Origin of the sequence: Bradyrhizobium sp. BRP56, from assembly GCF_020194035.1 — a bacterium.
Taxonomy (GTDB): Bacteria; Pseudomonadota; Alphaproteobacteria; order Rhizobiales; family Xanthobacteraceae; genus Bradyrhizobium; species Bradyrhizobium australafricanum.
Map to the genome: position 1 here is coordinate 1 of NZ_JADYVV010000047.1, position 25,381 is coordinate 25,381.

25 protein-coding genes are annotated in these 25,381 nt (G+C 65.0%); 15 read left to right on the forward strand and 10 right to left on the reverse strand.

The window, feature by feature from the left end:
• Positions 1-246 precede the first annotated feature (246 nt).
• Positions 247-1,854, reverse strand: a complete 1,608-nt coding sequence (locus I6F38_RS28325) for a Na+/H+ antiporter (RefSeq protein WP_225162684.1) — start codon at positions 1,852-1,854, stop codon at positions 247-249.
• A gap of 108 nt (positions 1,855-1,962) precedes the next feature.
• Entirely contained in the window at positions 1,963-2,337 is a 375-nt protein-coding gene (locus I6F38_RS28330) for a nuclear transport factor 2 family protein (protein WP_016847513.1), read from the reverse strand.
• 201 nt (positions 2,338-2,538) lie between these two features.
• Here I6F38_RS28330 and I6F38_RS28335 point away from each other — a divergent pair, with 201 nt between their 5' ends.
• Positions 2,539-2,973, forward strand: a complete 435-nt coding sequence (locus tag I6F38_RS28335; RefSeq protein ID WP_225162685.1) for a GFA family protein — start codon at positions 2,539-2,541, stop codon at positions 2,971-2,973.
• A gap of 78 nt (positions 2,974-3,051) precedes the next feature.
• On the opposite strand, the gene I6F38_RS28340 is transcribed toward I6F38_RS28335, so the two are convergent.
• Together I6F38_RS28340 and I6F38_RS28345 are read right to left on the reverse strand one after the other, a co-directional pair.
• The gene (locus tag I6F38_RS28340) at positions 3,052-3,732 is read right to left on the reverse strand and encodes a DUF1345 domain-containing protein (protein WP_225162686.1); all 681 of its coding nucleotides are present in this window, start codon (positions 3,730-3,732) and stop codon (positions 3,052-3,054) included.
• Positions 3,733-3,750: 18 nt separating this feature from the next.
• Positions 3,751-4,671 (reverse strand): polyprenyl synthetase family protein, encoded by a 921-nt coding sequence (locus I6F38_RS28345; RefSeq protein WP_076824685.1) that lies wholly within the window; start codon positions 4,669-4,671, stop codon positions 3,751-3,753.
• Between the two features lie 199 nt (positions 4,672-4,870).
• On the opposite strand from I6F38_RS28345, the gene mtgA reads away from it, so the two are divergent.
• From mtgA to I6F38_RS28360, 3 genes are all read left to right on the forward strand, one after another.
• Positions 4,871-5,542 (forward strand): monofunctional biosynthetic peptidoglycan transglycosylase, encoded by a 672-nt coding sequence (mtgA, locus tag I6F38_RS28350; protein WP_225162727.1) that lies wholly within the window; start codon positions 4,871-4,873, stop codon positions 5,540-5,542.
• 157 nt (positions 5,543-5,699) lie between these two features.
• Positions 5,700-5,885, forward strand: coding sequence for a 50S ribosomal protein L32 (gene rpmF, locus I6F38_RS28355; RefSeq protein WP_021077536.1), 186 nt, complete (start codon positions 5,700-5,702; stop codon positions 5,883-5,885).
• A 143-nt stretch (positions 5,886-6,028) separates the two neighbouring features.
• Positions 6,029-6,664, forward strand: coding sequence for a hypothetical protein (locus I6F38_RS28360; protein WP_225162687.1), 636 nt, complete (start codon positions 6,029-6,031; stop codon positions 6,662-6,664).
• Positions 6,665-6,671: 7 nt separating this feature from the next.
• Here I6F38_RS28360 and I6F38_RS28365 read toward each other — a convergent pair whose 3' ends face one another.
• Complete coding sequence (locus I6F38_RS28365) at positions 6,672-6,956, reverse strand: hypothetical protein (RefSeq protein WP_092090498.1); 285 nt, start codon at positions 6,954-6,956, stop codon at positions 6,672-6,674.
• 219 nt (positions 6,957-7,175) lie between these two features.
• Between I6F38_RS28365 and I6F38_RS28370 the strand changes: the two genes are divergently transcribed.
• The 6 genes from I6F38_RS28370 to I6F38_RS28395 all read left to right on the forward strand — a co-directional run bounded on the left by I6F38_RS28370 (position 7,176) and on the right by I6F38_RS28395 (position 15,793).
• Complete coding sequence (locus I6F38_RS28370) at positions 7,176-8,867, forward strand: bifunctional diguanylate cyclase/phosphodiesterase (protein ID WP_225162688.1); 1,692 nt, start codon at positions 7,176-7,178, stop codon at positions 8,865-8,867.
• Positions 8,868-9,071: 204 nt separating this feature from the next.
• A complete protein-coding gene (locus I6F38_RS28375; protein ID WP_076824695.1) occupies positions 9,072-9,965 on the forward strand; it encodes an ABC transporter substrate-binding protein in 894 nt (297 codons plus the stop codon).
• Between the two features lie 33 nt (positions 9,966-9,998).
• A complete protein-coding gene (locus I6F38_RS28380) occupies positions 9,999-11,609 on the forward strand; it encodes an amino acid ABC transporter permease/ATP-binding protein (RefSeq protein ID WP_225162689.1) in 1,611 nt (536 codons plus the stop codon).
• A gap of 40 nt (positions 11,610-11,649) precedes the next feature.
• Entirely contained in the window at positions 11,650-12,891 is a 1,242-nt protein-coding gene (locus I6F38_RS28385; RefSeq protein ID WP_225162690.1) for an acetamidase/formamidase family protein, read from the forward strand.
• A gap of 82 nt (positions 12,892-12,973) precedes the next feature.
• Positions 12,974-15,310, forward strand: a complete 2,337-nt coding sequence (locus tag I6F38_RS28390; protein ID WP_225162691.1) for an acetamidase/formamidase family protein — start codon at positions 12,974-12,976, stop codon at positions 15,308-15,310.
• Positions 15,311-15,406: 96 nt separating this feature from the next.
• Positions 15,407-15,793 carry a RidA family protein gene (locus I6F38_RS28395; RefSeq protein WP_225162692.1) on the forward strand — a complete coding sequence of 129 codons (387 nt, stop codon included), beginning with the start codon at positions 15,407-15,409 and terminating at the stop codon, positions 15,791-15,793.
• A gap of 125 nt (positions 15,794-15,918) precedes the next feature.
• Here I6F38_RS28395 and phaR read toward each other — a convergent pair whose 3' ends face one another.
• Entirely contained in the window at positions 15,919-16,509 is a 591-nt protein-coding gene (gene phaR, locus I6F38_RS28400; RefSeq protein WP_016841133.1) for a polyhydroxyalkanoate synthesis repressor PhaR, read from the reverse strand.
• Between the two features lie 312 nt (positions 16,510-16,821).
• Between phaR and I6F38_RS28405 the strand changes: the two genes are divergently transcribed.
• The 3 genes from I6F38_RS28405 to I6F38_RS28415 all read left to right on the forward strand — a co-directional run bounded on the left by I6F38_RS28405 (position 16,822) and on the right by I6F38_RS28415 (position 19,955).
• On the forward strand, positions 16,822-18,000 hold the full coding sequence (locus tag I6F38_RS28405; protein WP_092083091.1) for an acetyl-CoA C-acetyltransferase: 1,179 nt from the start codon (positions 16,822-16,824) through the stop codon (positions 17,998-18,000).
• A 169-nt stretch (positions 18,001-18,169) separates the two neighbouring features.
• Positions 18,170-18,895, forward strand: a complete 726-nt coding sequence (phbB, locus tag I6F38_RS28410) for an acetoacetyl-CoA reductase (protein ID WP_016841131.1) — start codon at positions 18,170-18,172, stop codon at positions 18,893-18,895.
• A gap of 187 nt (positions 18,896-19,082) precedes the next feature.
• Positions 19,083-19,955 (forward strand): EamA family transporter, encoded by an 873-nt coding sequence (locus tag I6F38_RS28415; RefSeq protein WP_225162693.1) that lies wholly within the window; start codon positions 19,083-19,085, stop codon positions 19,953-19,955.
• Between the two features lie 267 nt (positions 19,956-20,222).
• Here the strand turns inward: I6F38_RS28415 and I6F38_RS28420 are convergent, their stop codons facing one another.
• Entirely contained in the window at positions 20,223-20,657 is a 435-nt protein-coding gene (locus tag I6F38_RS28420) for a cupin domain-containing protein (RefSeq protein WP_225162694.1), read from the reverse strand.
• On the reverse strand, positions 20,654-21,421 hold the full coding sequence (gene gloB, locus I6F38_RS28425; RefSeq protein WP_225162695.1) for a hydroxyacylglutathione hydrolase: 768 nt from the start codon (positions 21,419-21,421) through the stop codon (positions 20,654-20,656). The genes I6F38_RS28420 and gloB overlap by 4 nt, the downstream gene beginning before the upstream one ends.
• A 185-nt stretch (positions 21,422-21,606) precedes the next feature.
• Here gloB and I6F38_RS28430 point away from each other — a divergent pair, with 185 nt between their 5' ends.
• The gene (locus I6F38_RS28430; RefSeq protein ID WP_028343579.1) at positions 21,607-22,359 is read left to right on the forward strand and encodes a class I SAM-dependent methyltransferase; all 753 of its coding nucleotides are present in this window, start codon (positions 21,607-21,609) and stop codon (positions 22,357-22,359) included.
• A gap of 219 nt (positions 22,360-22,578) precedes the next feature.
• Here the strand turns inward: I6F38_RS28430 and I6F38_RS28435 are convergent, their stop codons facing one another.
• Together I6F38_RS28435 and prmC are read right to left on the reverse strand one after the other, a co-directional pair.
• Positions 22,579-23,349: a DUF4167 domain-containing protein gene (locus I6F38_RS28435; RefSeq protein ID WP_076824705.1), complete on the reverse strand. Its 771-nt coding sequence runs from the start codon at positions 23,347-23,349 to the stop codon at positions 22,579-22,581.
• Positions 23,350-23,862: 513 nt separating this feature from the next.
• The gene (gene prmC / locus I6F38_RS28440) at positions 23,863-24,750 is read right to left on the reverse strand and encodes a peptide chain release factor N(5)-glutamine methyltransferase (protein WP_225162696.1); all 888 of its coding nucleotides are present in this window, start codon (positions 24,748-24,750) and stop codon (positions 23,863-23,865) included.
• Between the two features lie 105 nt (positions 24,751-24,855).
• Here prmC and I6F38_RS28445 point away from each other — a divergent pair, with 105 nt between their 5' ends.
• On the forward strand, positions 24,856-25,281 hold the full coding sequence (locus tag I6F38_RS28445) for an HIT domain-containing protein (RefSeq protein ID WP_225162697.1): 426 nt from the start codon (positions 24,856-24,858) through the stop codon (positions 25,279-25,281).
• Positions 25,282-25,381 lie beyond the last annotated feature (100 nt).

Sequence of the window (25,381 nt, forward strand, 5' to 3'; positions counted from 1 at the left end):
CGGACCGAGCTGCCATTGGCCGATAGGCAGGCAATCTCGCATCGGTCGTCCAGAGAGAGCTGCTTGTAAGTCCGCCCCATGGCAACACCTCCTCAAGGAAGTGTTGCACTTCGTTTGTGAACTCAGGGGACCCATAACCACAGGTGTTCGTTGTTGTGCCACGCTGTGGCCCCCAACCTTCGCCAAACCGGCAACGGTGGCTATGGGTCCCGGGTCGCGCTTCGCTTGCCCGGGACGACATCGGGGCTACAACGGCATCCTGCGATACTCGCGGTTGGCGAGGCTGGCTTCCTCCAGGTCGAGGTCGCGCTCGATGCGGCGCCTTGTCTCGTCGGTGATCTTGCCGTCGCGCAGCAGCATATGGATGAACTTGCGCTCGGAGGCGATCAGCTCCCGCGTCAGCTCGGTGCCGGTGGCGGAGACGTCGTGCGTGTCGGGATTGAGCGAGTCTGGCAGCTGGTTGATGCGGATCTCGTGCCGTGAGCGCAAGAGCTTGATCACCTCGTCGGAAAGCTCGCGGTCGTCGGTGATGGCATCGAGCGACTTCAGCGCGGCGTTCAGCGCCTCGCGCCGCGCCGCGATCTCCTGCTCGTGCTCGGCGATGTGCTCGCTGCGCCCGTCCCTGGCGAGGCCGAGCCAGCGCACCACCGGCGGCAAGGTGAGGCCGAGCCCGACCAGCGTCACGAAGATCACGCCGAAGGCGACGAACAGGATCAGGTCGCGATACGGGAAGGCGTCTCCGCTCGGCAATGTCAGCGGCAGCGCCAGCGCTGCGGCGAGCGAGACCGCGCCGCGCACGCCGGTGAAGGCGACCACGAACACCGCCCGCCACGACGGCAGCGGATCGCGCTCGCTCACGCGGGCGCTGATCCAGCGCGGCAGATAGGTGCCGGGAAACACCCAGACGAAACGCGCCACGATCACGATGACGGCGACCAGCACGGTGGCGGTGAGGATGTCGTGCAGCGGGAACGACTTCGACTTCTCGTACAGCGAGCGCATCTGGAAGCCGGTCAAGAGGAACAGCAGGCCCTCGATCAGATAGATGATCAGGTCCCAGAAGAAGATGCCCTGCAGGCGCGTCGCGGCCGAGATCAGCAGCGGTCCGTTCCAGCTCATATAGAGGCCGCAGGCGACGGTCGCGATCACGCCGCTGCCGCCGAAATGCTCGGGGATCCAGTAGGCGAGATAGGGCGTGATCAGCGACAGCGTGATCTCGACCTGCGGATCGCGGGCGCGACGGCGGGCGCGCAGGCTGAGCCAGCCGACCGCGGTGCCGAACGCGATCTCGCCGGCGACGATGACGAGGAAAGTGCCGGTCGCCTTCGGCAGCGAGAACAGCCCGGTGGTGATCGCGGCGAGCGCGAAGCGGTAGAGGATCAGCGCGGTCGCGTCATTGGCGAGCCCTTCGCCCTCGAGCACCACCAGGATGCGGCGGGGCATGCCGAGCTTGCGGGCGATCGCCAGCGGCGCGACCACGTCCGGCGGCGCGACGATGGCGCCGAGCAGGAAGCCGATGCTCCAGGGCAGGCCGATCAGATAATGGGTCGCGGTTGCGACCATGAAGGCGGTGAAGATCACGCAGCCGACCGAAAGCAGGATGATCGGCCGCAGATTGGCCTTGAACTCGCGCCAGCTCATCGCGACGCTCGCCGAATAGATCAGCGGCGGCAGCACCACCAGCAGCACCAGCTCGGGCGGCAGTTCCAGCGACGGCATGCCCGGCACGAAGGCGAGCACGATGCCGACCAGCAGCAGCAGGATCGCGGGCGCGATATCGGTCCGCCGCGCCACCAGGGCGGTTCCCGCCAGCACGCCGAGCAAAGTGAGAAAAATCTGAAACTTGGCTTCCATAACGGGCTCAATTCGCCCGGAAACCGGTGCCAGTCAATGCGGTCCGGCCGGAGCCGGACCGCAGGGGGCGTGTCACAAAGCCGTCGCGGGCGCGCCGCGCCCGGTCGATCAATCCCTGAGGTCGTAGCGATACGACTTCGAGACGATCTGCCAGCCGTCGGCGAGCTTCATCGCCACCAGATAGTCGGTGAAATAGCGCGGCGGCAGCTGGCAGCGCACCTTGATGAAGGCGGTGTTGTCGTCGGAGCGGTCGATGGTGACGATAAAATCCTCGCGCGGCTTGCCTTCGGCCTTCGCCGAGGTGCGCTTGCGCACCAAGGCAAGCCAGTCCGGCACGGTCAGGACCTTCAGCTCGCCCTTCTCCACCCAGCGCAAATCGGCGCTCGGATGAAAAGCCTCGGCGAGCTTGTCGGCATTGCTCTCGTAGAGACCGTCGAAATAGGTTTGCACGACGCTTTCGACGCTGGATCGATCTTGGCTCATCGGTTGGTCCTCCCGGCAGGATTGGATCGGCTGGAGCGTTTTCGAGCGAAGCGGGTGCCGGTTCGCGTGGAGAAAACGCGTCAGGCTCGAATCTAGAGCCCCCGTTCCGATTCAATCGGAACGGAAAGGGCTCCAGGATTTAGCCATGAACCGCTAGATTGCGCCATGGCCGGCGACAAAATTCTGCGTGAGGGACGAGTTGTGACCGCATCTGCAAATTCGAACGAACATATCCTGACCGGCGAATGCTTCTGCCGCGACGTGCGCTACGAGGTGGCCGACGCGTTTGCCTATGCGCTCAATTGTCACTGCTCGAACTGCCGGCGCACCACGGGATCGGCGTTCAAGCCGTTCGCGGGAATCGCGCGCGACAAATTCACCGTGGTCAGCGGCGCTGACGAGCTCCTGATCTATGGCGATGAACTCACCCACGACGCGCATTGCGGCCGCTGCGGCTCGCTGCTCTATTCGCTGGTCCGCGACGGCGCCTATGTCCATGTCGCGATGGGCACGCTGCGCGATGCGCCGGCGATCCGGCCGACCGCTCATATCTTCGTCGGCTCCAAGGCGCCGTGGTACGCGATATCGGACGATCTGCCGCAATATCAGGAGCACGTGACGCAAGGCGGGGAATAAATTCGCGCGACGTCATCGGCGTGCTGCTTGTAGCCCTTGCCGACCGCCTTGCGCACGGCACCTCATCATGCCGCGCAGCTAGATTGCGCTCGCGGCGATGTTCACCATCAGGGCGAGCAGCGCGGTGTTGAACACGAACGAGATGATGCCGTGCACGGTCGCGGTGCGGCGGATGATCTTGTCGGTGATGCCGACGTCTGAGACCTGCGCCGTCATGCCGATCACGAACGAGAAATAGACGAAGTCCCAGTAATCGGCGTCGGCATGTTCCTCGCCGCTCGGAAACTGCAATCCGCCGGGCGTCTTGCCGCGGTAATACTCATGGGCGTAGTGCAGCGCGAACGCGGTGTGCACCAAGGCCCATGACAGCGTGATGGTGACGATTGCCAGCGCCAGTCCGGCCGGGCTGCCTTTGGATGCGCCGAGCTCGAACACGATGGCGGCGAGGCTCGCCAGCGCGCCGAACGCGGTCAGCAGCAGGATCAGGAAACGTCCGTCGTCCTGCAGGATGGCGCTTCGCTTGATATGGGCGACGCCACAGCGCAGCATCATCACATAGGCAAGCACGAGATACAGCGCGGCGAAGGCATCCCAGCCCGCGAGCAGGCGCGTGACGATGCGCGGTGCTCCCGGCACCAGCAGCGCAGCCAGAATGCCGAAAGCGATCGAGCCGAAGGTGCGCGGCCGGCCCACGACGACGCGGACCGGCAGCGGCAGCTTGCGGAAGCGAACAAGGCGGTCGTCGATCTCCTTGTTCATTTCGCGCTGTGCTCTCGGCTAGTTCTTGCGCTCGGCGACGAAACGGGCGGCCGCGCGCAGCACGTCGCCACGGTCGCCGAACACCGACAGCGCGGCGTCGGCACGCGCCAGGAGATCGCGGACGCGCTGCTTGGCGCCATCGATGCCGAGCTGGGTGACGAAGGTGGTCTTGCCGAGCGCGGCGTCAGCGCCGGCCGGCTTGCCGAGCGCGGCAGCATCGCCCTCGACGTCGAGCAAATCGTCGGCGATCTGGAAGGCTTCGCCGAGCGCTTTGCCGTAATCGTCGAGCGCCTGATATTCCTTTTGTGAGGACTGGCCGAGGATCGCGCCGGCGATGCAGCCGAAGCGGAGCAGCGCGCCGGTCTTCATCTGCTGGAGGCGCGCGACGTCGACCGGCTCGCGGTCGCCGAAGCGGCCTTCGCCGGCAAGGTCGAGGATCTGGCCGCCGGCCATGCCGCCGACGCCGGAGGCGCGCGCCAGCGCGCGGGTCAACAGCAGGCGGACCTGGGCGTCCTTGTGGATCGCATCGCGGGTGATGATGTCGAAGGCGATCGTGAGCAGCGCGTCGCCGGCGAGGATCGCGGTGGCGTCGTCATAGGCCTTGTGCAGGGTCGGGCGGCCGCGGCGCAGATCGGAATTGTCCATCGCCGGCAGATCGTCGTGGATCAGCGAGTAGCAGTGGATGCATTCCAGCGCGGCGCCGACCAGCAGCGCGGATTCGCGCGGGATGCCGAACACCGCCGCGCTCTCGACCGCGAGGAACGGCCGCAGCCGCTTGCCGCCGCCGAGGCTCGAATAGCGCATGGCCTCGATCAGCCGCTTCGGGCGCACGATTTCGTCGCTTTCGGTCGCGTCGGACAGCAGTTTGGCGAGCAGGGCTTCGGTATCCTCCGCGGTCTGGTCCAGCCGCTTGGAAAACTCTGCAGTACCGGTCGTCATTAAGAATTGCTCCAGATCGATTTTCGGCCGGACAATCGTTGATGGCATCGGCTTCGTCAATTCCCGCCCTGCGACGGAATGCGCCTTAAAAGTGCTGGAAAAACCGTGAATTATCCCGCAGACGTCGACGGCGCCGGCCGTGTTCTGGCGGGCGGGTCCCAAATCCTTCCTGGAATGGTCCTCCCCGGAAACCCCTGCTTTGCGCATCGTCCGAATTTTATTGCTGCTTTTGCTGGCCCTGCTGTTGCTGCCGTATCTGGTGGCGCCGTTCTACCGCACCGGCCATCCGGTTTCGGCGCTGATGGCGTGGCGGACGCTGCGCGGGGCCCCGGTGACGCGGCATTGGATCGATTTCGGCGCCATGTCGCCCTACTTAGCGCGGTCCGTGGTCGGCTCGGAGGATGCCCATTTCTGCAAGCATCGGGGCATCGACTGGGGCGCGCTGCGCGAGGTGCTCGACGACGCCGAGGATGGCGAGGTGGCCCGCGGCGGCTCGACCATCACCCAGCAGGTGGCCAAGAACCTGTTCCTGTGGTCCGGCCGCAGCGTGATCCGCAAGGGGCTGGAACTGCCGCTGGCGCTCTGGATCGATCTCGTGCTGCCCAAGCAGCGGATCCTGGAAATCTACCTCAATATCGCGGAAATGGGCCCGTCCGGCCAGTTCGGCGCCGAAGCCGGCGCCCAATATGCCTTCGGCCGGTCCGCCGCTGGGCTGTCAGCCCGCGAGGCCGCGCTTTTGGCCGCGATCCTGCCGAATCCGGTCAAGAGGAGCGCCCGGAACCCGGGCCCGGGCGTCCGCAGGCTGTCCGCCACCTATATGGTCCGGGCCAACTCCGTGACGCGCTGCTGGCGCGAAAATCGCAGCTCCTGAGGCCGATTTCGGGCGCTTTTTGCTGTCTCCGGCCCTAGCTTTACGCAGTGCCTTCCTCTATAAGCGCGGCCTTACCGGCATCGCAGCTTGCGCTTCGAAGCGCTGAGCCGTCCGCATTTCGGACGATGCCTCCGCAACACCCCTAGAGGACACCGTCATGGCCGTTCCCAGAAGAAAAACCTCGCCGTCGCGCCGTGGCATGCGCCGTTCGGCCGATGCGATCAAGACCCCGACCTATGTCGAGGACAAGGACTCCGGCGAACTGCGCCGTCCGCACCACCTCGACCTGAAGACCGGCATGTACAAGGGCCGTCAGGTCCTGAAGGCCAAGAAAGAGTCCTGATCGGACATTCGGTCCACGCGCCGCAGCCATGCGGCGCGGCGCCTGAATTCGGTCAACGAGTGCGGCCAAGACGGGCGCGTCTGCGGCGAGGCCAATGAGCGTCGCCGCATTGCTGGTTCTCCCTGAATAAGGCGCAAGCCCCGATGGTCGGTTTTCCGCTGCTGCTCGTTCCGCTCGCGGTCTACAACATCATCGCTTTCCTGATGCCCGGCGTGTCGTTCACGGACCCGCTGATCAGGCTGACATTGCTGTCGGGCGAGCAGTGGCAGATCACGCTCAGCGACATGCTGCTCGCGGCCGCCGTGCTGCTGTTGCTGCTCGAGGTCATCAAGGGCGCGCGCCCCGGCGCGAAATATCTCACCGACCATCTGCTGTCGCTGATCGTGTTCGGCGCCGCCGCTGCCGAATTCGTGCTCTGGCCGAAATTCGGCAACTCGACCTATGGCCTCCTCACGCTGCTGGCGCTGGTCGATTTCATTTCCGGAATTGCGCTGCGCACCCGCCGCCGTGCGATGGTCGCGCCTGCGGCACCGAGCGTCAGCAGGCCGCAACCCGAGGCGCCGCAGCCCGCGCCGCCGGCAGAGGCGCCCACGCCGCGTTCCGAGCCCGCGCCTGTCGCAGCACCGGCGCCTGCCGCGCCGCTGCCGGCCGCACCGGTCCCCTCGGCGACGTCGGTTGCGGAATCCGTGCTGCTCGATCAGTCCGCGCCAAAGCCGACGGTGACCTCGCCGGATTTGCAGCCGGGCGGCCATCCGCCGTCGGACGCGCCGCAGCGCTGATATTTTCCTAGATGATCTGCCGGGTCCGCCGCGCCACGCTGCGGCGTTCGTCGACATGCGGGCCGTAAGCGCTCTGCGCGTCGGCCAATGACCCACGCCGCTGCCCGCGCGTTTGCGGTTCGTGTGCGGCGGTCGCGATCAGATGAGCGACAAACGACGGATCGGCATGCGGCAGCGGGATCTTGGGCGCCCAATGGGTGGTCGCGGCCAGCGGCACCAGCGCCGTGCTGGCCGCCGCGGTATCGCCGGTGAACTCACCGTCGAGGATTTCCGATTGATCGATATCCGGCATCGTCTGCGACCCGTTGGAGCGTCATAGTTTGGGACGTCGCGTCCCTCCGCAACACCCCCGTGGCAAGGGTCATGCCCGCCGTCCCCAGTTCGTTCCCGGGCAGTCGAAAACGTGGTTTCCAGATTATTTATCAACTTCACCTAGCGTTGGATTCGCCGGAACCACTATCTTGAGAGCGTGTAGAATCACCGGGCGCCGTCCCAAATCGAGACATGTTCGATGCCCCCTGTCCCGCCAGCTGCCAGCATCCTCGCCTCGCTCGGCCAAGCGACATTCGCCTGGGACTTGGCGAGCGATGCGATTGCCTGGAGCGACAATGTGGCGGCGGTCTTCCCGGATATCCCGGTTGCGGCGCTGGCGAGCGGTGCCGAGCTTGCAAAGCTGATCGAGCCATCGCGCTCGGTGCGATCCGATGCGCTCGGCGCGCCGGCGCCGGTACGCGGCGGGCAGGGCGTTCCCTACCGGATCGAATATGGCGTGCGGGCCGTCACCTCGGCGCCGGTGATCTGGATCGAGGAGACCGGCTGCTGGTTCGCCGGCGCCGACGGCAGGCCGGCACGCGTGCAGGGCGTCGTCCGCATCAACAATGAACGGCATGCCCGCGACGAGCAGCTGCTCAAGCTGTCGCGGCACGATCCGCTGACCAACGAGCTCAACCGCACCCATCTGATCGCCTCGCTCGCCGAGACGATGGAGGAGTGCGCGCGCTTCCGTTCCTCCTGCGCCTTCATGCTGATCGGCATCGATCATCTGGCGCGCGTCAACGATGCCTTCGGCTTCGATGTCGCCGACGCCGTCATCGCCGAGGTCGCGAAGCGGATTCGTGCGCGGCTGCGCAGCGGCGACATGCTCGGCCGCTTCTCCGGCAACAAGTTCGGCCTGATCCTGCGCAACTGCACCGTCGACGACACCAATGTCGCGGCCGAGCGCTTCCTGGCCGCGGTGCGCGACGAGGTGGTGCCGACCAAGTCCGGCCCGGTGTCGGTGACGGTCTCGATCGGCGCCGTCACCATTCCCCGCCACGCGCGGTCGGCGGAGGAGGCGGTCAATCGCGCCCAGGAGACGCTGGACGCGGCCAAGAGCCGCCGCGCCGGATCGTTCGCGCTGTGGAAGCCGAATGTCGAGCGCGACGCCCAGCGCCGCGTCAACATCCGCGTCACCGACGAGATCGTCACCGCGCTGAACGAGCGCCGCATCGTGATCGGCTTCGAGCCCGTGGTCGATGCGCGCCTGCGGCAGCCGGCGTTCTACGAGTGCCTGGTCCGGATGGAGCAGGACGACGGCCGCGCGCTGCTCGCGCCCGATATCGTGCCCGTCGCCGAGCGGCTCGGCCTGATCCGGCTGGTCGATCACCGCGTGCTGGAGCTCGCCATCGCCGAGCTCGCCGCCGCGCCCGGTGTACAGCTCAGCCTCAACATCTCGCCCGACACCACGATGGATCCGGACTGGTGGGCCACCATCGAATCCTTGATGCGCGCGCATCCCGGCGTCGGCGAGCGGCTGATCGTCGAGATCACCGAGACGGTGGCGATCCAGGATATCGACGACGTGCGCGGCTTTGTCACGCGCCTGAAGAACTTCGGCAGCCGGATCGCGATCGACGATTTCGGCGCCGGCTACACCTCGTTCCGCAATTTGCGCAAGCTCGGCGTCGACATCGTGAAGATCGACGGCGCCTTCGTGCAGAACATCGTGCGTTCGGCCGACGACCGCGCTTTCGTGCAGACGCTGATCGATCTCGCCCGCCGCCTCGAGATCAAGACGGTCGCCGAATGGGTGCAGGACGAGGAAGCCGCCGTGATGCTGCGCGAATGGGGCTGCGACTTCATCCAGGGCCGCCTGATCGGCCTCGCTTCGCCGGACCGCCCGTGGAACGCGTCGGCGGAGAAGCCCGTGCCCGCCACGGGCTGAAGCGGCCATAGGCCGTTTCACAATATCGGTCGTGATACCCGCCAAAGGGATTGCTCAAAATATGAGCGCGTCCTGCCCAAGGTTTGGCGGGAGTTCATCCAATTAATTGTGCGTCCCCAGACAAGTTTTCCGCCGGAGACCGCCGTTTACTTCTTCGAGGTTTGGACCGTGGCTTGCGCCATGACAACGTCGAAAGAGGATCGAATGGTCACGTTATCTTTTCCGCGCGCGTACAAACTCATGCACATCGCAGCGTTAGGGGCATTGCTCGTTGTGGGCGTCGGTGCTCCAACCGACGCCAGGGCAGCTGCGCCGGCCGCCTGTGCGGAGCTGCAGGCAAAGTATCCGGACTGGAAGGGCAAGACCCTCGTCAACGCAATCAATCCGCATACGCCGGGCTACGAGTCGATCGATCCGAAGGATCCGAGCAAATATGTCGGCTTCGATATCGATCTCGGCGAGCAGATCGGCGAATGCCTCGGCTTCAAGCTGACCTACAAGGCGGTGACCTTCGCCGCACTCCTGACCACGCTGTCCAGTGGTCAGGCCGACATTGTGATCTCCGACATCTACGCCACGGAAGAGCGTGCCAAGGCGGCCGACTTCATCACCTATTCGAAGGTGTTCGACGGCGTATTGGTCGCCAAGGGCAATCCGAAGAAGATCTCCGGCATCAACACCTCGATGTGCGGCGCGGCAGCGGCCGAGAACACAGGCTACGTTGAAGTTCCGCTGATCCAGGCGCTCGTGCCGGAGTGCAAGAAGGAGGGCAAGCCTGAGCCGACCATTCAGCTCTACGACAACAACGCCAACTGCATCCAGGCGATTCTGGCCGGACGCGCCGACACCTATGTCAACGACGTCAACACCGTCGACAATGCGGTGAAGGCCTATCCGGACAAGCTCGAAAAAGCTATCGCGGTGACGATCCCGTACAAGGTCGGCATCGGCGTGCCCAAGGACAAACCGGCCTTCCGCGATGCCGTGAAGGCGGCGCTGACCGAGATCTACAAATCGGGCGATCAGCTCGCGTTGCTGAAGAAGTGGAATCTCGATCCGGAGAACCTGATCGAGCCCGGTCTGCTGACGGTCAAGTAGGCCCCAGCACCGGCAAAAAGGACGACATGCTCCATGGAGCTGTTCCTCCACTATTTGACCATGCCGTATATGATCGAGGGCATTCAGGCGACCTTGCAAGTCACCGCCCTCGGTCTGCTCGGCGGCCTGATCCTCGGTGTGATCCTGGCGTGGATGCAACTCAGCCGCTTCAAGGCGCTGGCGTCCTTCGCCCGGGTCTACACCGTGATCTTTCGCGGCACGCCGCTGATCCTGCAGATGGTGTTCGCCTATAATGCCCTGCCGCAGATCGGCATCAAGCTACCGGCCATTCTCGCCGCCGGCCTCGCGCTGGCCTGCAACGAAGCTCCGTTCATCGCCGAGATGCTGCGCTCCGGCGTGCTCGGCGTCGATCGCGGCCAGGTGCTGGCCGGGCAGGCGCTCGGCATGACGCCCGGCGTCCTGATGCGCCGGATCATCGCCCCGCAGGCGATCCGCTCGATGATCCCCGCTTTCGGCAACGAGACCGTCAGCGCGCTGAAGAATTCCTCGCTGGCGTCGGTGATCGCCGTGCAGGAGCTGACGTTGCGTTCGACCCAGATGGCGTCGGCAACTTTCGATTTCTTCTCGATCTTCTTCGCCTCGGGCCTGATCTATCTGTTCCTTACCGCGGCGATCGCCGGCATTCAGCTGTTCCTCGAATGGCTGTTCGATCTCGACCGCGCATCGAAGCAGATCAAACTGATGCGGATGATGCCGTGGTATCGCGCGCAGGGACTCGATGATCCGTTGATTGCGGCCGAGGACGCGCCGCCCGAGATCTTGCCCGATGCCGGTGTCGCCGAATTGCCGCCGCCGCGGGCGCAGACCGAGCGTGTCGATCGCGCCAAACGCAACGAGATCCTGAAGCGGAACAATGTGGCGGTTGATGTTGCCGCATTGCGCAAAAGCTATGACAAGCAAATGGTGCTCGCCGGCGTCGATCTCACGGTGCGGATCGGCGAGGTGGTCGCGCTGCTCGGGCCGTCCGGCTCCGGCAAGAGCACGCTGCTCCGCTGTATCAACAATCTCGAACTCTGGAACGACGGCAGCATCAAGGTCGGCGGTCGCCGGCTCGGCTTCAGCGACAGCGGCAAGGCGCTGTCGCCGCGACTGTTGGCGCAGGCGCGCGCCGAGGTCGGTGTCGGTATGGTGTTCCAACAGTTCAACCTGTTCGGTCACCTCACCGCGAAGGAGAACATCGCCGGGCCGCTGCGCTGGGTGCATGGCGTGTCACGCATCGATGCGGATCGCCGGGCGACCGAACTGCTCGGGCGCGTCGGCCTCAGCCACCGCGCCGATGCGCTGCCGCGGCATCTCTCCGGCGGCCAGCAGCAGCGCGTCGCCATCGCCCGTGCGATTGCGCCGAATCCCAGCGTGCTGTTGCTGGATGAGCCGACCTCCGCGCTCGATCCCGAACTCGTCAATGAGGTCCTTGAAGTGATCCGTCGCCTCGCGGTGGAAGACGGCCTCACCATGATCATCTCAACCCATCAACTGCGCTTCGCCAGTGAAGTCGCTGATCGCGTAGTGCTGCTGGCGGATGGCGCGATCGCCGAGGAGGGCCCGGCCGACGAGGTGCTGAGCAATCCGCGCAATCCGGTCGCGCAGCGTTTCCTCAATGCCATGGAGGCCGAGGTCGCATGAATAGAACCCGTTCCGTTTCCATCCGCGTGAGGACCCCTGCGTGAAACATCATCTGCTGCCGGTATCTGCGAAGACTGTGCATTGGGGCTATTTCAGCAAGGTCGTGGCGCCGGCATTGACGCTGAAGTCCGGCGACCGCGCGACCATCGAGACGCTGACGCATCACGCCAATGACGATTACGAGCGCATGATCGAGGGCGATCCGGGTGCCGAGAGCGTGTTCAAATGGACGCGCGAGCACAAGGCGGTGGTGCGGCGCGGTTCGGGGCCCATCGAAGGGCCGTTCATCCGCGGCTCCGGCGAAGGCGTCGGCGTGCACCTGCTCACCGGTCCGGTGGCGATCGAAGGCGCCGAGCCGGGCGACGTGCTGGAGGTTCGCATACTTGACGTGCGACCGAGGCCGGCCTGCAAGGCCTGCCATGCCGGCAAATGCTTCGGCTCCAACGTCGCGGCCAATTGGGGCTTTCACTATCACGACCTGATCGAAGAGCCGAAGCCGCGCGAAGTGGTGACGATCTTCGAGCTCGACGCGTCGGGTGAGCCTTTCGCCAAAGCGGTCTACAATTATGTCTGGACGCCGCAGACCGATCCTGATGGCATCGTGCACCCGACCATCGATTATCCCGGCGTCCGCGTCGATCACGCCACCGTCGTCAAGCGCGAGAATGTTCTGAGCAATGTCCGTGTGCCCGCGCGGCTGCATTTTGGCACCATGGGCCTCGCGCCGTCGGAGCAGGATTTCGTCTCCTCGATCCCGCCGAGCTATACTGGCGGCAACATCGACGACTGGCGCGTCGGCAAGGGTGCCAAGATGTTCTATCCGGTTGCGGTGCCCGGTGCGTTCTTTTCGGTCGGTGATCCGCATGCCGCACAGGGCGACAGCGAGCTCGGCGGCACGGCGATCGAGACCTCGCTCACCGGCGATTTCGAATTCATCCTGCACAAGCATCGCGATCTCGGCGGCACACAGCTCGAAGGACTGACGCATCCGATGCTGGAAACCCCTGACGCCTGGTCGGTCTACGGCTTCACCTACCCGAACTATCTCGCCGAGCTCGGCGCCAATGCGCAGCTCGAAATCGCCAATCACTCCAGCCTCGACCGCGCCATGCGCGACGCCTTTCGCAAGATGCGGCGCTTCCTGATGACGGTGCACAAGCTCAGCGAGGACGAGGCGATCTCGCTGATGTCGGTGGGGGCAGATTTTGGCGTGACGCAGGTGGTCGACGCCAATTGGGGCGTGCACGGGACCATCCGCAAGAACGTGTTCCAGTGTGACTGATCACGCGCCGGCCACTGGGCAGGACGTGTCATCCTTGGGGATGGCACGGAGATTGCTTCGCTTCGGCCATAAAGGTCGATGCATGAGGTTGCGTCCGTTCACGAGTGAATCCTACTCCGAAGGCGACCGCCCCGAGGCGTGGCGGGACGTCCTGGCGTCGGTCGGCTTGCAGCCCACGGTCGCCACGAGCACCCATGCCGGCCATGCCATCGCGGTGCGGCGCAGCTTTCAGGGCGTGACGCTGGCCAGGCTTTCGGCAGGGCCACAATCGGTGTCGCCGCGCACGGATGCTGTGGCCGATCATCCGCTGGTGCTGCTGCCGCTCGAAGACGGGGTGGCGCTGAAGACGACCACCGGTTATCAGATCGTTGCTGCGCGGCATCTTCTCTTGCTGCCACGCGCAGGGGACTGGAGCGTGTCGTTCCAGCGCGAGATGCGCGCGGTAGTGCTGTCGGTGACGTCCGAACCGGCACATCGCCATCGCGCCACGTTGCAAGGCGGCGAGGTGCGGGTGCTCCAGCCCGGCGGCTTTGGCAGCGTATTCGCGCAGATGATGGAGCTCGCCGCGCGCGATCTCGACGCGCTGTCCGATGTCGAATGGACGGCGCTGGCGCGAAGTCTCGCCGATCTGCTGCCGACCTTCATGCGTCAGCACGGCGAGACGGCGGGCGATCGCGGCGGCGGCGGCGCTTCCAAGGCAGCGACGCTGCATCGCCTGTGCCAGACCGTCGAACGCAGCCTCGAGGAACCCGATCTGACGCCGGTCAAAATCGCCAGCGCCGAGGGCATTTCTGAACGCTATCTGCAAAAGCTGTTCGAGGGGGCCGGCACCAGTTTCACGCATTACCTGCGCGAACGGCGGCTGCAGCGCAGCTGGGCCGATCTGTCGAATCCCGCCGAGGCGCATCGTTCGATTTCCGAGATCGCGTTCCGCGTCGGCTTCAACGACTCTGCCCATTTCAGCCGCGCGTTTCGCCAGCGCTTCGGTCTGTCGCCGCGCGAATTCCGCCAGCATGAAGCCGAGCGGCAGACCGCATCCGCGGCCACCGTGCAACGCGGCTGGCCTCAACAGGCGCTGGCGCAAATGTGCAGCCGGCGCGCAGCGCTGGTGCGCAGGACGGCTGCGCCATTCAACGCGCACGACGTGGAGATCGCGGACGCGCCGCGCCATCACCATCTCGCCGCGGATGCCTCGCGCGTGCATTGGGGCTATTTCAGCCATTCGTTGCCGCCGCAGGTCGAGATCGGCTCCGGCGACACCATCACCATTGAGACGCTGACCCAGCACGCCTCCGACGATCCCGAGCGCATGATCAAGGGTGATCCAGGCGCCGAGAGCGTGTTCCACTGGACGCGCGATCGGAAGAACGTCGATCGCCGCGGCGCCGGCCCGCTCGATGCCTCGATCTACGGCCGCGGCGCCGGCGAGGGATTCGGCGTTCACATTTGCACCGGGCCGGTGGCCGTGAAGGACGCGGAGCCAGGGGACGTACTGGAAATCCGCATCCTCGACATCGTGCCGCGCGCGAGCCGCAATCCGGACTTCGAGGGCCGCGTGTTCGGCAGCAGCGTCGCGGCCTGGTGGGGCTATCACTACAAGGAGTTCCTCGCCGAGCAGAATGCCCATGAGGCGGTGACGATCTACGAGATCGTCGACGACGATGACGCGCCGCATGCCCGTGCGCTGTATTCCTATCGCTGGGAGCCGCAGACCGATCCGTTCGGGACGCTGCACAAGACTTACGACTATCCGGGCATTCCGATCCCGCCGTCATCGGTGCGGCGCCGCCACGACGTGCTCGACGGCATCCGCATTCCGCTGCGCCCGCATTTCGGAGTCATCGCGCTTGCGCCGCGCGAGGCCGAGCTTGTCGATTCCGTCCCGCCCGCATATTTCGGCGGCAATCTCGACAACTGGCGGCTCGGCAAGGGCTCGACGGTCTATCTGCCGGTGTCGGTGCCGGGCGCGCTATTGTCGGTCGGCGATCCCCATGCTGCGCAGGGCGACGGCGAACTCGGTGGCACCGCCATCGAATGTTCGATGACCGGCACGTTCCAGGTCATCCTGCACAAGAAGAACGAGCTTACCAATCAGCCCTTCGCCGATCTTACCTATCCGCTGATCGAGACTGAAGCCGATTGGGTGCTGATGGGCTTCAGTCATCCCAACTATCTCGCCGAATTCGGCGCCAAGGGGCAGAGCGAGGTCTATGCGACCTCGTCGCTCGATCTCGCGATGAAGGATGCGTTCCGCAAGATGCGCCGCTTCCTGATGAACATCAAAGGCCTCACCGAGGACGAGGCGATCGCGCTGATGTCGGTGGCGGTGGATTTCGGCGTGACGCAGGTGGTGGACGGCAATTGGGGCGTCCATGCCATTCTCAGCAAGCGCGTCTTCGATCACGCGCCGCAAAACTAGAGCATGAAAGATCATGCTCGAACAAAGACATGAGATCATGATGCGATTCCGTAGACGCGCATCATGATCCATCAAAGAGCAGGCGAGGAGACGTCGTTGCAGTTTCACATGATATCCGGCGGCCCGAAGCCGGTCGCGCCGTTCAGCCATGCGGTCGAGACGGACGGCTTCGTCTTCGTCACCGGCCAGATGCCGGATACGCCGGCCGCACCCGGCCTATTGCCCGAGGGCATCGTGGCGCAGACCCGCGCGGTGATGGAGAATCTGCGCGTGGTGCTTGCGGGCCTCGATCTCGGCCTCGAGCATATCGTGATGTCGCGCATCTATCTGACGCGCTTCAAGGAAGATTATGCGGCGATGAACGAGACCTATCGCAGCTATTTCCCGTCCGACCGCCTGCCGGCCCGCACCTGCGTCGGCGTCACCGGTCTCGCCTATGATGCGTTGATCGAAATCGATCTCGTCTGCCGTCGGCCTGCATAGACGCGCCCGCGAGGGTATGCTCGATCAGACGGCGACCGCCCGACGTCGGCGAGAGCCGCCGTCAGGACTTCAGAAGCGATGGCGGCCGGAGGTCCGGCCGGGCTGGCAGCGGACCTGAACGAGACCTACTCGTCCTTCTTCGTCGGCTGCGACATGCGCTCGAGGCGTTCCTGCATGTCCTTCATCTGGCGCCGAAGATCGTCGATGTTGCCGTCATCGGGCGTGGGCTCCGGCGCCTTCTCGGCCTCGCCGCCACCGCGTTGCGGCACGAACGGCTTGAACATCGAGAAGGTCTGCTGGAACAGCTCCATGTTGCGGCGGACCTGTTCTTCCAGCGGCGCAAACGGTGTCCCGCTCAGCGCGCCCGCGATCTGCTTGCGGAATTTTTCCTGTTCCTTGGTCAGCGTCTCGATCGACTGTTCGAGATATTTCGGCACCACCATCTGCATGCTGTCGCCGTAGAAGCGGATCAGCTGGCGCAGGAAAGTGGTCGGCAGCAGGTTCTGTCCGGCCTTGTTTTCCTGCTCGAAGATGATTTGCGCGAGCACGGAGCGGGTAATATCGTCGCCGGTCTTGGCGTCATAGACGAGGAAATCCTCGCCTTCCTTCACCATCGCCGCGAGATCCTCGAGCGTCACGTAGGTGCTCGTCCCGGTATTATAGAGCCGCCGGTTCGCGTATTTCTTGATCGTGGTCGGTTGTTCAGATTTTGCCATGGGCTCTCACTTCAACACCGAAGAACCTGGAACCCCACGGCATCGCCGCAGGGCAAAATGCAACGCATCGCAGCAAAGGTAAGCATTTTCAAAGCGGTTCGGCTACAGTTTTGTGCTGTGCGGTTAATTCCAAAGCATAGGATTTGCTCAGGAAAGTGCCAAGGGCGTCATTTTGAGTGCGTCGCGGCGCGATTTGCCCGACAGTGCGATTGACATGTCTCAACGAGGTTTACAGGATAGACGTCAAGAGACAGGCCCGCCAAATCGGCCGCCCGCCGTCGAGAAACCCAGCTACAACCATAGGAGATGTCCATGTCAGACGATGTCGTCATCGTCAGCGCCGCCCGCACCCCCGTCGGTAGCTTCAACGGCGCTTTCGCCACCACGCCGGCCCATGACCTCGGCGCGATCGCCATCAAGGCGGCGCTGGAGCGTGCCGGCGTCGAGGGTGGTCAGGTCTCCGAAGTCATCATGGGCCAGATCCTGACCGCCGCGCAGGGCCAGAACCCGGCCCGCCAGGCCTCGATCGCGGCCGGCATCCCGGTGGAAAGCCCGGCCTGGGGCGTCAACCAGCTCTGCGGCTCGGGCCTGCGCACGGTGGCGCTCGGCTACCAGGCGCTGCTCAACGGTGATTCCTCGATCGTCGTCGCGGGTGGCCAGGAGTCCATGAGCATGGCCCCGCACGCGCAATATCTGCGTGGCGGCGTCAAGATGGGCGACCTGCAGCTGATCGACACCATGATCAAGGACGGGCTGTGGGATGCCTTCAACGGCTACCACATGGGCAACACCGCCGAGAACGTCGCCAAGCAGTACCAGATCACCCGGTCGCAGCAGGACGAGTTCGCGGTCGGTTCGCAGAACAAGGCCGAGGCGGCGCAGAAGGCCGGCAAGTTCAAGGACGAGATCGTCCCGGTCACCATCAAGTCCCGCAAGGGCGATATCGTGGTCGACACCGACGAGTATCCGCGCCATGGCGCCACGCTCGACGCGATGGCCAAGCTCCGCGCGGCCTTCGAGAAGGACGGCACCGTGACCGCCGGCAACGCCTCGGGCATCAATGACGGCGCCGCCGCCGTCGTGCTGATGACCGCCAAGGAAGCCGCCAAGCAGGGCAAGAAGGTGCTGGCCCGCATTGTGTCGTGGGGCCAGGCCGGCGTCGACCCCAAGATCATGGGCACCGGCCCGATCCCCGCCTCGCGCGCCGCGCTGAAGAAGGCCGGCTGGAACATCGCCGACCTCGACCTGATCGAGGCCAACGAGGCGTTCGCCGCGCAGGCCTGCGCGGTGAACAAGGACCTCGGCTGGGATCCGGCCAAGGTCAACGTCAATGGCGGCGCGATCGCGATCGGCCATCCGGTCGGCGCGTCGGGTGCGCGCGTGCTGGTGACGCTGCTGCACGAGATGCAGAAGCGCGATGCCAAGAAGGGCCTCGCGACGCTGTGCATCGGCGGCGGCATGGGCATCGCTATGTGCGTTGCACGCGACTGAACAAAAGGCAGTGAGGCCGGTTAGGTGATGAAAAGATCATCTGTCAACCGCGAAGCGAGCTGATAAATAAGATGCCCGGCTTTGCGCCGGGCATTTTTGTTTTCGAGGGGTTGTGAGTGCGTAGGCCGGAGTTATCCGGTTATAAAAGACGGCCAAGGAGGAAACGGACATGGCACGTGTTGCATTGGTGACGGGCGGAACGCGCGGTATTGGAGCTGCGATCAGCAAGGCGCTGAAAGCGGCAGGCTACAAGGTGGCGGCGAGCTACGCCGGCAATGATGCCGCGGCGGAGAAGTTCAAGGCGGAGAGCGGGATTCCGGTCTACAAGTGGGACGTCGCATCGTTCGACGCCTGCGCGGCCGGCGTCAAGCAGGTCGAAGCCGATCTCGGCCCGGTCGACGTGCTCGTCAACAATGCCGGCATCACCAAGGATACCGCGTTCCACAAGATGACGGTCGAGCAGTGGAATGCCGTGATCAACACCAACCTCGGCTCGCTGTTCAACATGACGCGCCAGGTGATCGAGGGCATGCGCGCCCGCAAGTTCGGCCGCGTCATCTCGATCTCCTCCATTAACGGCCAGAAGGGCCAGTTCGGCCAGGTCAACTACTCGGCGGCCAAGGCCGGCGACATCGGCTTCACCAAGGCCTTGGCGCTGGAGAACGCCAAGGGCGGCATCACCGTCAACGTGATCTGCCCCGGCTACATCAACACCGAGATGGTGCAGGCGGTACCGAAGGACGTGCTCGAGAAGAACGTGATCCCGCAGATTCCGGTCGCCCGGCTCGGCGAACCCGAAGAGATCGCGCGGGCCGTGGTCTTCCTCGCCGCAGACGATGCCGGTTTCATCACCGGCTCGACGCTGACCGTGAATGGCGGCCAGTATCACGCCTGACGCGAGCAGCGTCGTCGCGTCGCAGGCGCGCACAATCAAGTAGCGAATGCCCGGCCTTGTGCCGGGCATTTTCGTCTTTACAACGCGCCACACGCGAAGGAAGACGTGGCCGGCCGGGACATCGGCGAGCGGCTGCAGACCGCCATCCTTTGGACAGTCATGCCCGGCCACGACGGATTGAATTGAGATGACGACCCGAACTGCCACCCTTGTCGGACTGACCGCCATCCTGATGTGGTCGCTGCTGTCGGTCATGACGGTCGCGACCGGGACTATCCCGGCGTTCCAGCTCGCGGCCATGACCTTTGCGATCGGCGCCGCGTTCGCGTTCGCGAGCTTCCTGTTGCGCCCATCAGCCTTCGGCGCGTTGAAGCAACCGCTGGTCGCCTGGGTCGTCGGCGTCGGCGGGCTGTTCGGCTATCATGCGCTGTATTTCCTGGCGCTGCGCTTCGCCCCGCCGGCCGAGGCCGGCCTGCTCAACTATCTCTGGCCGCTGTTGATCGTGCTGTTCTCGTCGCTGCTGCCGGGCGAGCGGCTTGCGGTGCATCACATCGTCGGCGCGCTGCTTGGCCTCGCCGGCACCGTGCTGCTGTTCGCCGGCAACACCGGCGCCTTCACAAAAGAGCAGATTCCAGGCTTCGCGGCCGCCTTCGTCGCGGCGTTCGTCTGGGCGTCCTATTCGGTGATGTCGCGCCGGCTCAAGGCGGTGCCGACCGATGCGGTGGCCGGCTTCTGCCTCGCGACCGCCGTGCTTGCGGCGCTGGTGCACATGATGGCGGAGACCACGGTGTGGCCCGCGACGCCGCTGCAATGGCTGGCCGTCATCGCGCTCGGCATCGGTCCGGTGGGGGCTGCGTTCTTCGCCTGGGACATCGGCATGAAGCGCGGCGACATCCGCGTGCTCGGTGCCGCTTCCTATGCGACGCCGCTGCTCTCGACCGCGTTCCTGATCCTGGCGGGCTTCGCCAAGCCGAGTGCCAACATCGCCATCGCCGCGATCCTGATCGCCGGCGGCGGGTTGATCGCGGCAAAGGACATGGTGCTGAGAAAAAGAACGTAGGATAGAGCGCAGCGAAACCCATCAACTCCTATCCACGCGGCAAGATGATGGGTTTCGCTGCGCTCTACCCATCCTACGAAGAAGATTGTTGCTACTGTTTCACCGTCACCCTGAGGAGGCCGCAACGCGGCCGTCTCGAAGGGTCGACGGCCCCGTCTGTGGCCGATTCATCCTTCGAGGCTCGCCCAGCGGCGCAATTGCGCCGCAAGGCTCGCACCTCCAGCGACAAAGGCAAAGCCTTTGCGCGGGGATGACGGGAAAAAGCTCTTACGAAGCGGGCTCCCAGCCCTTTGGCGCCAGCTCGAACTTCGCGAACTCGAATCCCGGCGCGACGGTGCAGCCGACCAGCGTCCAGTCGCCGTTGCTTTCGGCGGCCTGCCATGCGTCTGCCGGCACGATCGCCTGCGGCTGCTCGCCGCGCGCCACATCCGGCCCGAGCGTGATCGAATGTGGGCCGCCGTCCTGCGCGATCCGCAATGTCAGCGGCGCGCCGGCGTAATAGTGCCACATCTCGACCGCGTCGATGCGGTGCCAACGCGAGCGCTCGCCGCGCGCGAGCAGGAAATAGATCGCGGTCGAATGCGCGCGGCCATTGGCGTCGACGCGCTCGTCGCGAAACGTCTCGCGATAATGTCCGCCTTCGGGATGCGGCTTCAGCGCAAGCTGCGCGATGATATCGGCCGCCGAGAGGTCTGCCGTCACGACTTGTTCTTGCGCTCGCGGAGCTCGCCGAACACCAGCGCCGGATCGGCGCCCTTCATGTGCAGCTTCGCCGCCACCGCGGGCTCGTCGGCGCGCAGGAACACGTTGGCCTTCTTCTCGTCGCCGAGCAGCACCGGGATCGTCGGCTTGTTCTCGGCGCGCAGTTTTGTGACCTCTGCTGCGCGCGCCTGCAGGGCCGGATTGTCGGGCTCGATGGTGAGCGCGAATTTCACATTCGCAGCGGTATATTCATGGCCGCAATAGAGACGGAAATCGTCCGGCAGCGAGCGCAGCTTCAGCAGCGAATCCCACATCATGGGGTAGGTGCCCTCGAACACCCGGCCGCAGCCGATCGAGAACAGCGTATCGGCGGCGAACACCGCCTTCTCGCTGTCGAACACATAGGAGATGTGATCGAGCGTATGGCCGGGCGTCTCGACCACGCGTGCGAGCAGGCTGCCGACCTTGATGACATCGGCATTGGCGGCGCGCAGATCGACATTGGCGATCTTGGCCGACTGGTCGTGCGGGGCGACGACGCGGCAGCCGTATTTCTGCTTCAGCTCGGCGACGCCGCCGACATGGTCGCCGTGGTGATGGGTGATCAGGATATCCGTCAGCGTCCAGCCTTCGCGCTCCAGCGCCGTGATGATCGGGCCGGCTTCCGGCGCGTCGATCGACGCGGTCGCCTTGGTCGCGGGATCGTGGATCAAATACCCGAAATTGTCGGTGAGGCAGCTGAAGGTGCGAATTTCGGCGGTCATGATATCTCCACGAACAAACGGGACGGACATTTTCAAAGCATGATGTATTCGAAAGACCGGTATCGACTTTCCCGGGTCATGCTTTTAACGCGCCCAATATAGGGGTGAAATATGGCGTTAACGCTCCGGCGGCAATGCAATTTTCGGCGCACCCGGGCAGCAGGGGGCGTGTTAGGCTAAACACCATGGACGTCATCGACCTGCGCGACTTCTATTCGCAGCGCCTCGGCATCGTGGCGCGGCAGCTGATCAACCGGGGTATCCGCGCGCGGTGGCCGAACGCGGAAGGCCAGCGCGTGCTCGGCCTCGGCTATCCGACCCCCTATCTCGGCCTGTTCCGTGAGTCCTGCGAGCGCTGCATTGCCTTCATGCCGGCGGCCCAGGGCGTGCTGAAATGGCCGACCGGCCGGCCGGCGCTGGCCACCCTGATCGACGAATTCTCGATGCCGCTGCCGGATGCCGCGGTCGACCGGGTGCTGCTGGTGCACGCGCTGGAGATGTCCGATGACCCGGAGCGGTTGCTGCGCGAGGTGTGGCGGGTGCTCTCGCCCTCGGGGCGGCTGATCGCGATCATCCCGAACCGCCGCGGCGTCTGGACGCGCACCGACGCCACGCCGTTCGGCCATGGCCGGCCCTATTCGCGGGCGCAGATCACGCAGCTGTTGCGGCAGACCTGGTTCACGCCGTCGTCGTGGGGCGAGGCGTTGTTCATGCCGCCGGTGCAGGGCAGCTGGTTCCTGCGCTCGGCGATGGCGTGGGAGCGGGTCGGCGCTGCGCTGTCGATGCCGTTCGCCGGCGTGCATATCGTGGAGGCGACCAAGCAGGTCTATCGCGCGATCCCCGCGCGCCGCGAGCGCACGCAGCTGATCCCGTCATTGCGTCCGGTGCTGGTGCCGTCCTCGACGGCGACGCGCAAATCGACTCACGCAGAGTCGTGAAATTTCACCCTCCCCGGAGCAGGGCTATCGCATATGAGAGGAAATGGATTTGTCCGCGCCGTCATGGCCGGGCTTGTCCCGGCCATCCACGTCTTTCTTCGCCCGGAAACAAAGACGTGGATGCCCGGGACAAGCCCGGGCATGACGAGTTTGTGGAGCGACCGAGCTCATATGCGATAGCCCTGCTCCCCGGAGGGGGAGGGTGGCTGCATACGTGCGTTACTCGTTGCCCGGATTGAAGTCGTCGCTCGGCGCGGGCTGCGTCGCCATGTCGGGGCGCGGGCCGTGCGGACGGCGGCGGCGGCGCGGAAAGCGCTCGCTCCGTTCGCCGCGCTCTGCGCCGCCATTATTGCCTTCATAGGCGCCGTTGACCTGTGGCTGCGCGCCGCCGGTGATGAACGAGGGCAGGCGATCGACGCCGCCGGCATCGGCCATCGCGGGCTGCGGCTGGTTCTGCGGTTGCGGCTGATATTGCGGCTGCGGACGATGCTCGCGCTCGCGGTGCTCACGCGGCTGCTGGTCGCGCTCGCGATGCTCGCGCGGCTGCTGCTGCTCGCGCTGGTACGGCTGCTGGCCGTTGTCGCGCATGAAAGGTTGCTGCTGCTGCGGCACGAAGCCCGGCTCCTGGCCGAAGCTCGAATAGCCGTCGCTGTCGTCGTCGCCGTCTTCGGTCGGGGTGACCTCGGCGTCGGGGCGCGGCGGCTGCTGATTCTGCCGGAACTGCTCCTGCGCGGCCGCGATGATCCGGTAGTAGTGCTCGGCGTGCTGGTAGTAGTTTTCAGCGGCCACCGGATCGCCGGAGGAGCGCGCATCGCGCGCAAGCTGAACGTATTTCTCGGCCACGTGGGAGGCCGTGCCGCGGATCTTGATGTCAGGTCCGTTCGATTCGTACACCCGTGTCAGGGGATTCTGGCCGCGCCGGTTATTGTTGTTGTTATTGTTGTTGTTATTCCGGTTGCGCATCCGCTTGTTGTTCTGACCGTTTCTCATCTGTCGCCTTTTATTCCAGCCCTGAAGTTATTGCAGTCCACAGTCCGATTTCTCAGCAGTCCGATTTCTCAGAAGTCCGATTTCTCAGAAGTCCGATTCCCAGAGTCCGATTTGGCGCGCGCCTAGGCACACGGAATCGCAATACCGTTCGAAGTGGTTTCGATGTCGCCGACCATCTCGTTCAGCAAAGTCGCGTGCAGCAAAGACGCGTTCCCCAACCGCCGGCAATCGCGCCGGCGACCAAATCATTCCGCCCGTTGAGACAGGCTCAGTTCTCGTGCGTAAGTCTTCAAGCGCAATAACAGGCTTTCGTTCGCTTGGCGGTCGAGAGCAGCACAGCTTCGGCTATTGCGCTCTATATGACCTGCGTTCCTGGAACCTTTCGATCGGCGGGCTCTGCTGAACCCTGGTCATCACCCGTAACGGATTACGGGGCCAGCACCGATGTTGTGCCCGGAACGTAGTCGTTCCCGGGGGATAATCCAAGAGGTTTTTTTTCGTTCCAATAGGACTTTATCGGGGCAGCCGGCGGGCGGAAACGGCCCTCGGGATGCCCCCCAGATCGGCCTTTGGCGGCCCCGTTGGGGATAACCCGGATGCCGTCATCAGCGCTTCAACGTCGCCGCTCTGACCCTGTCCGACTTCCACAACCAGAAATCCTCCTGAGGTCAAAAGACCCGCAGATTGCGAAATCAGCGCGCGGTAGGCGTCGAGCCCGTCGGCACCGCCGTCGAGCGCCGCGCGCGGATCATGCGCGCGCACCTCGATGTCGAGTCCGGCGACGTCGGCCGAGGGGATGTACGGCGGATTGGACACGATCAGCTCGAACGCGCCGACGAGCCCGCGGCCGTAGTCGCACTCGATCCATGTCGTGCGATCGGCGAATCCGAGCGCGGTGGCGTTGCGGCTCGCGGTCTGCAGCGCTTCCGTCGAGATGTCGGTGGCGAAGCCATGCGCGTTCGGCAGTTCCGAGAGCAGCGCCAGCAGGATCGCGCCAGAACCGGTGCCGAGATCGGCGATCCGCAAGGCGCGCTCGGCCACCCCGTCGGCGCGCAGCAGTTCGAGTGCGCGCTCGACCACCGTCTCGGTGTCCGGGCGCGGCACCAGCGTCGCGGCGGACAGGTGCAGCGGCAGTCCCCAGAACTCCTTGACGCCGAGGATGCGCGCGATCGGTTCGCCGGCGAGGCGGCGCTGCGCGAGGTGCTCGAGGCGATCGGCTTCGTCCCTCGTCAGCGCGCGCTTCGCGCCCGTGATCATGCCGGTCAGATCGAGCCCCAGCACGGCGCCGACCAGCAGTCGCGCATCGAGCTCGGCGGCGTCGTGGCCGGCCGCCTTGAGGCGGGCGGCGAGGCTGCGCCTGATGCTCTCGACAGTCTGGCCATGTCCTGCGGGTTCGCTCATGGCGCGTTGTTAGCCGATGGTCGATGCGGCGTCGATATCACTTGCGCCCCGTGCGGCCGGCGCGCACGGTCGAAATCTCAACCCATCGATCCGGAACGCGCGACCATGACGGGCTATGACGACCAGAACATCTTCGCCAGGATCCTGCGCGGCGAGGTCCCGAGCTTCAAGGTCTACGAGACCGACCGGACCTTTGCCTTTCTCGACATCATGCCGCGATCGCCGGGACACACCCTGGTGATTCCGAAGGCGCCCGCGCGCGGCATCCTCGACATCGCGGACGACGACCTCGCCGCGGTGGCGCGGTCGGCCAAGCGCATCGCCGTCGCCGCGATGAAGGCGTTCGCCGCCGACGGCATCATCATCCAGCAGTTCAGCGAGCCCGCCAGCGGCCAGGTGGTGTTTCACCTGCACATGCATGTGATGCCGGTAAAGGCCGGCGTCGCGCTGCTGCCGGCGCAGACCGTCAAGGCGGAGATGGATGTGCTCGCCGATCACGCCAGGCGGATGATCGCGGCGCTGGGTGGGTGAGCGGGTGGCCCGGTCCGACGCGGGAATGCCGTAATCCCTATCCCGAGAGGCCATGCGCAATATCGAGTTCGTCATTGCGAGGAGCTCGCGACAAAATTTG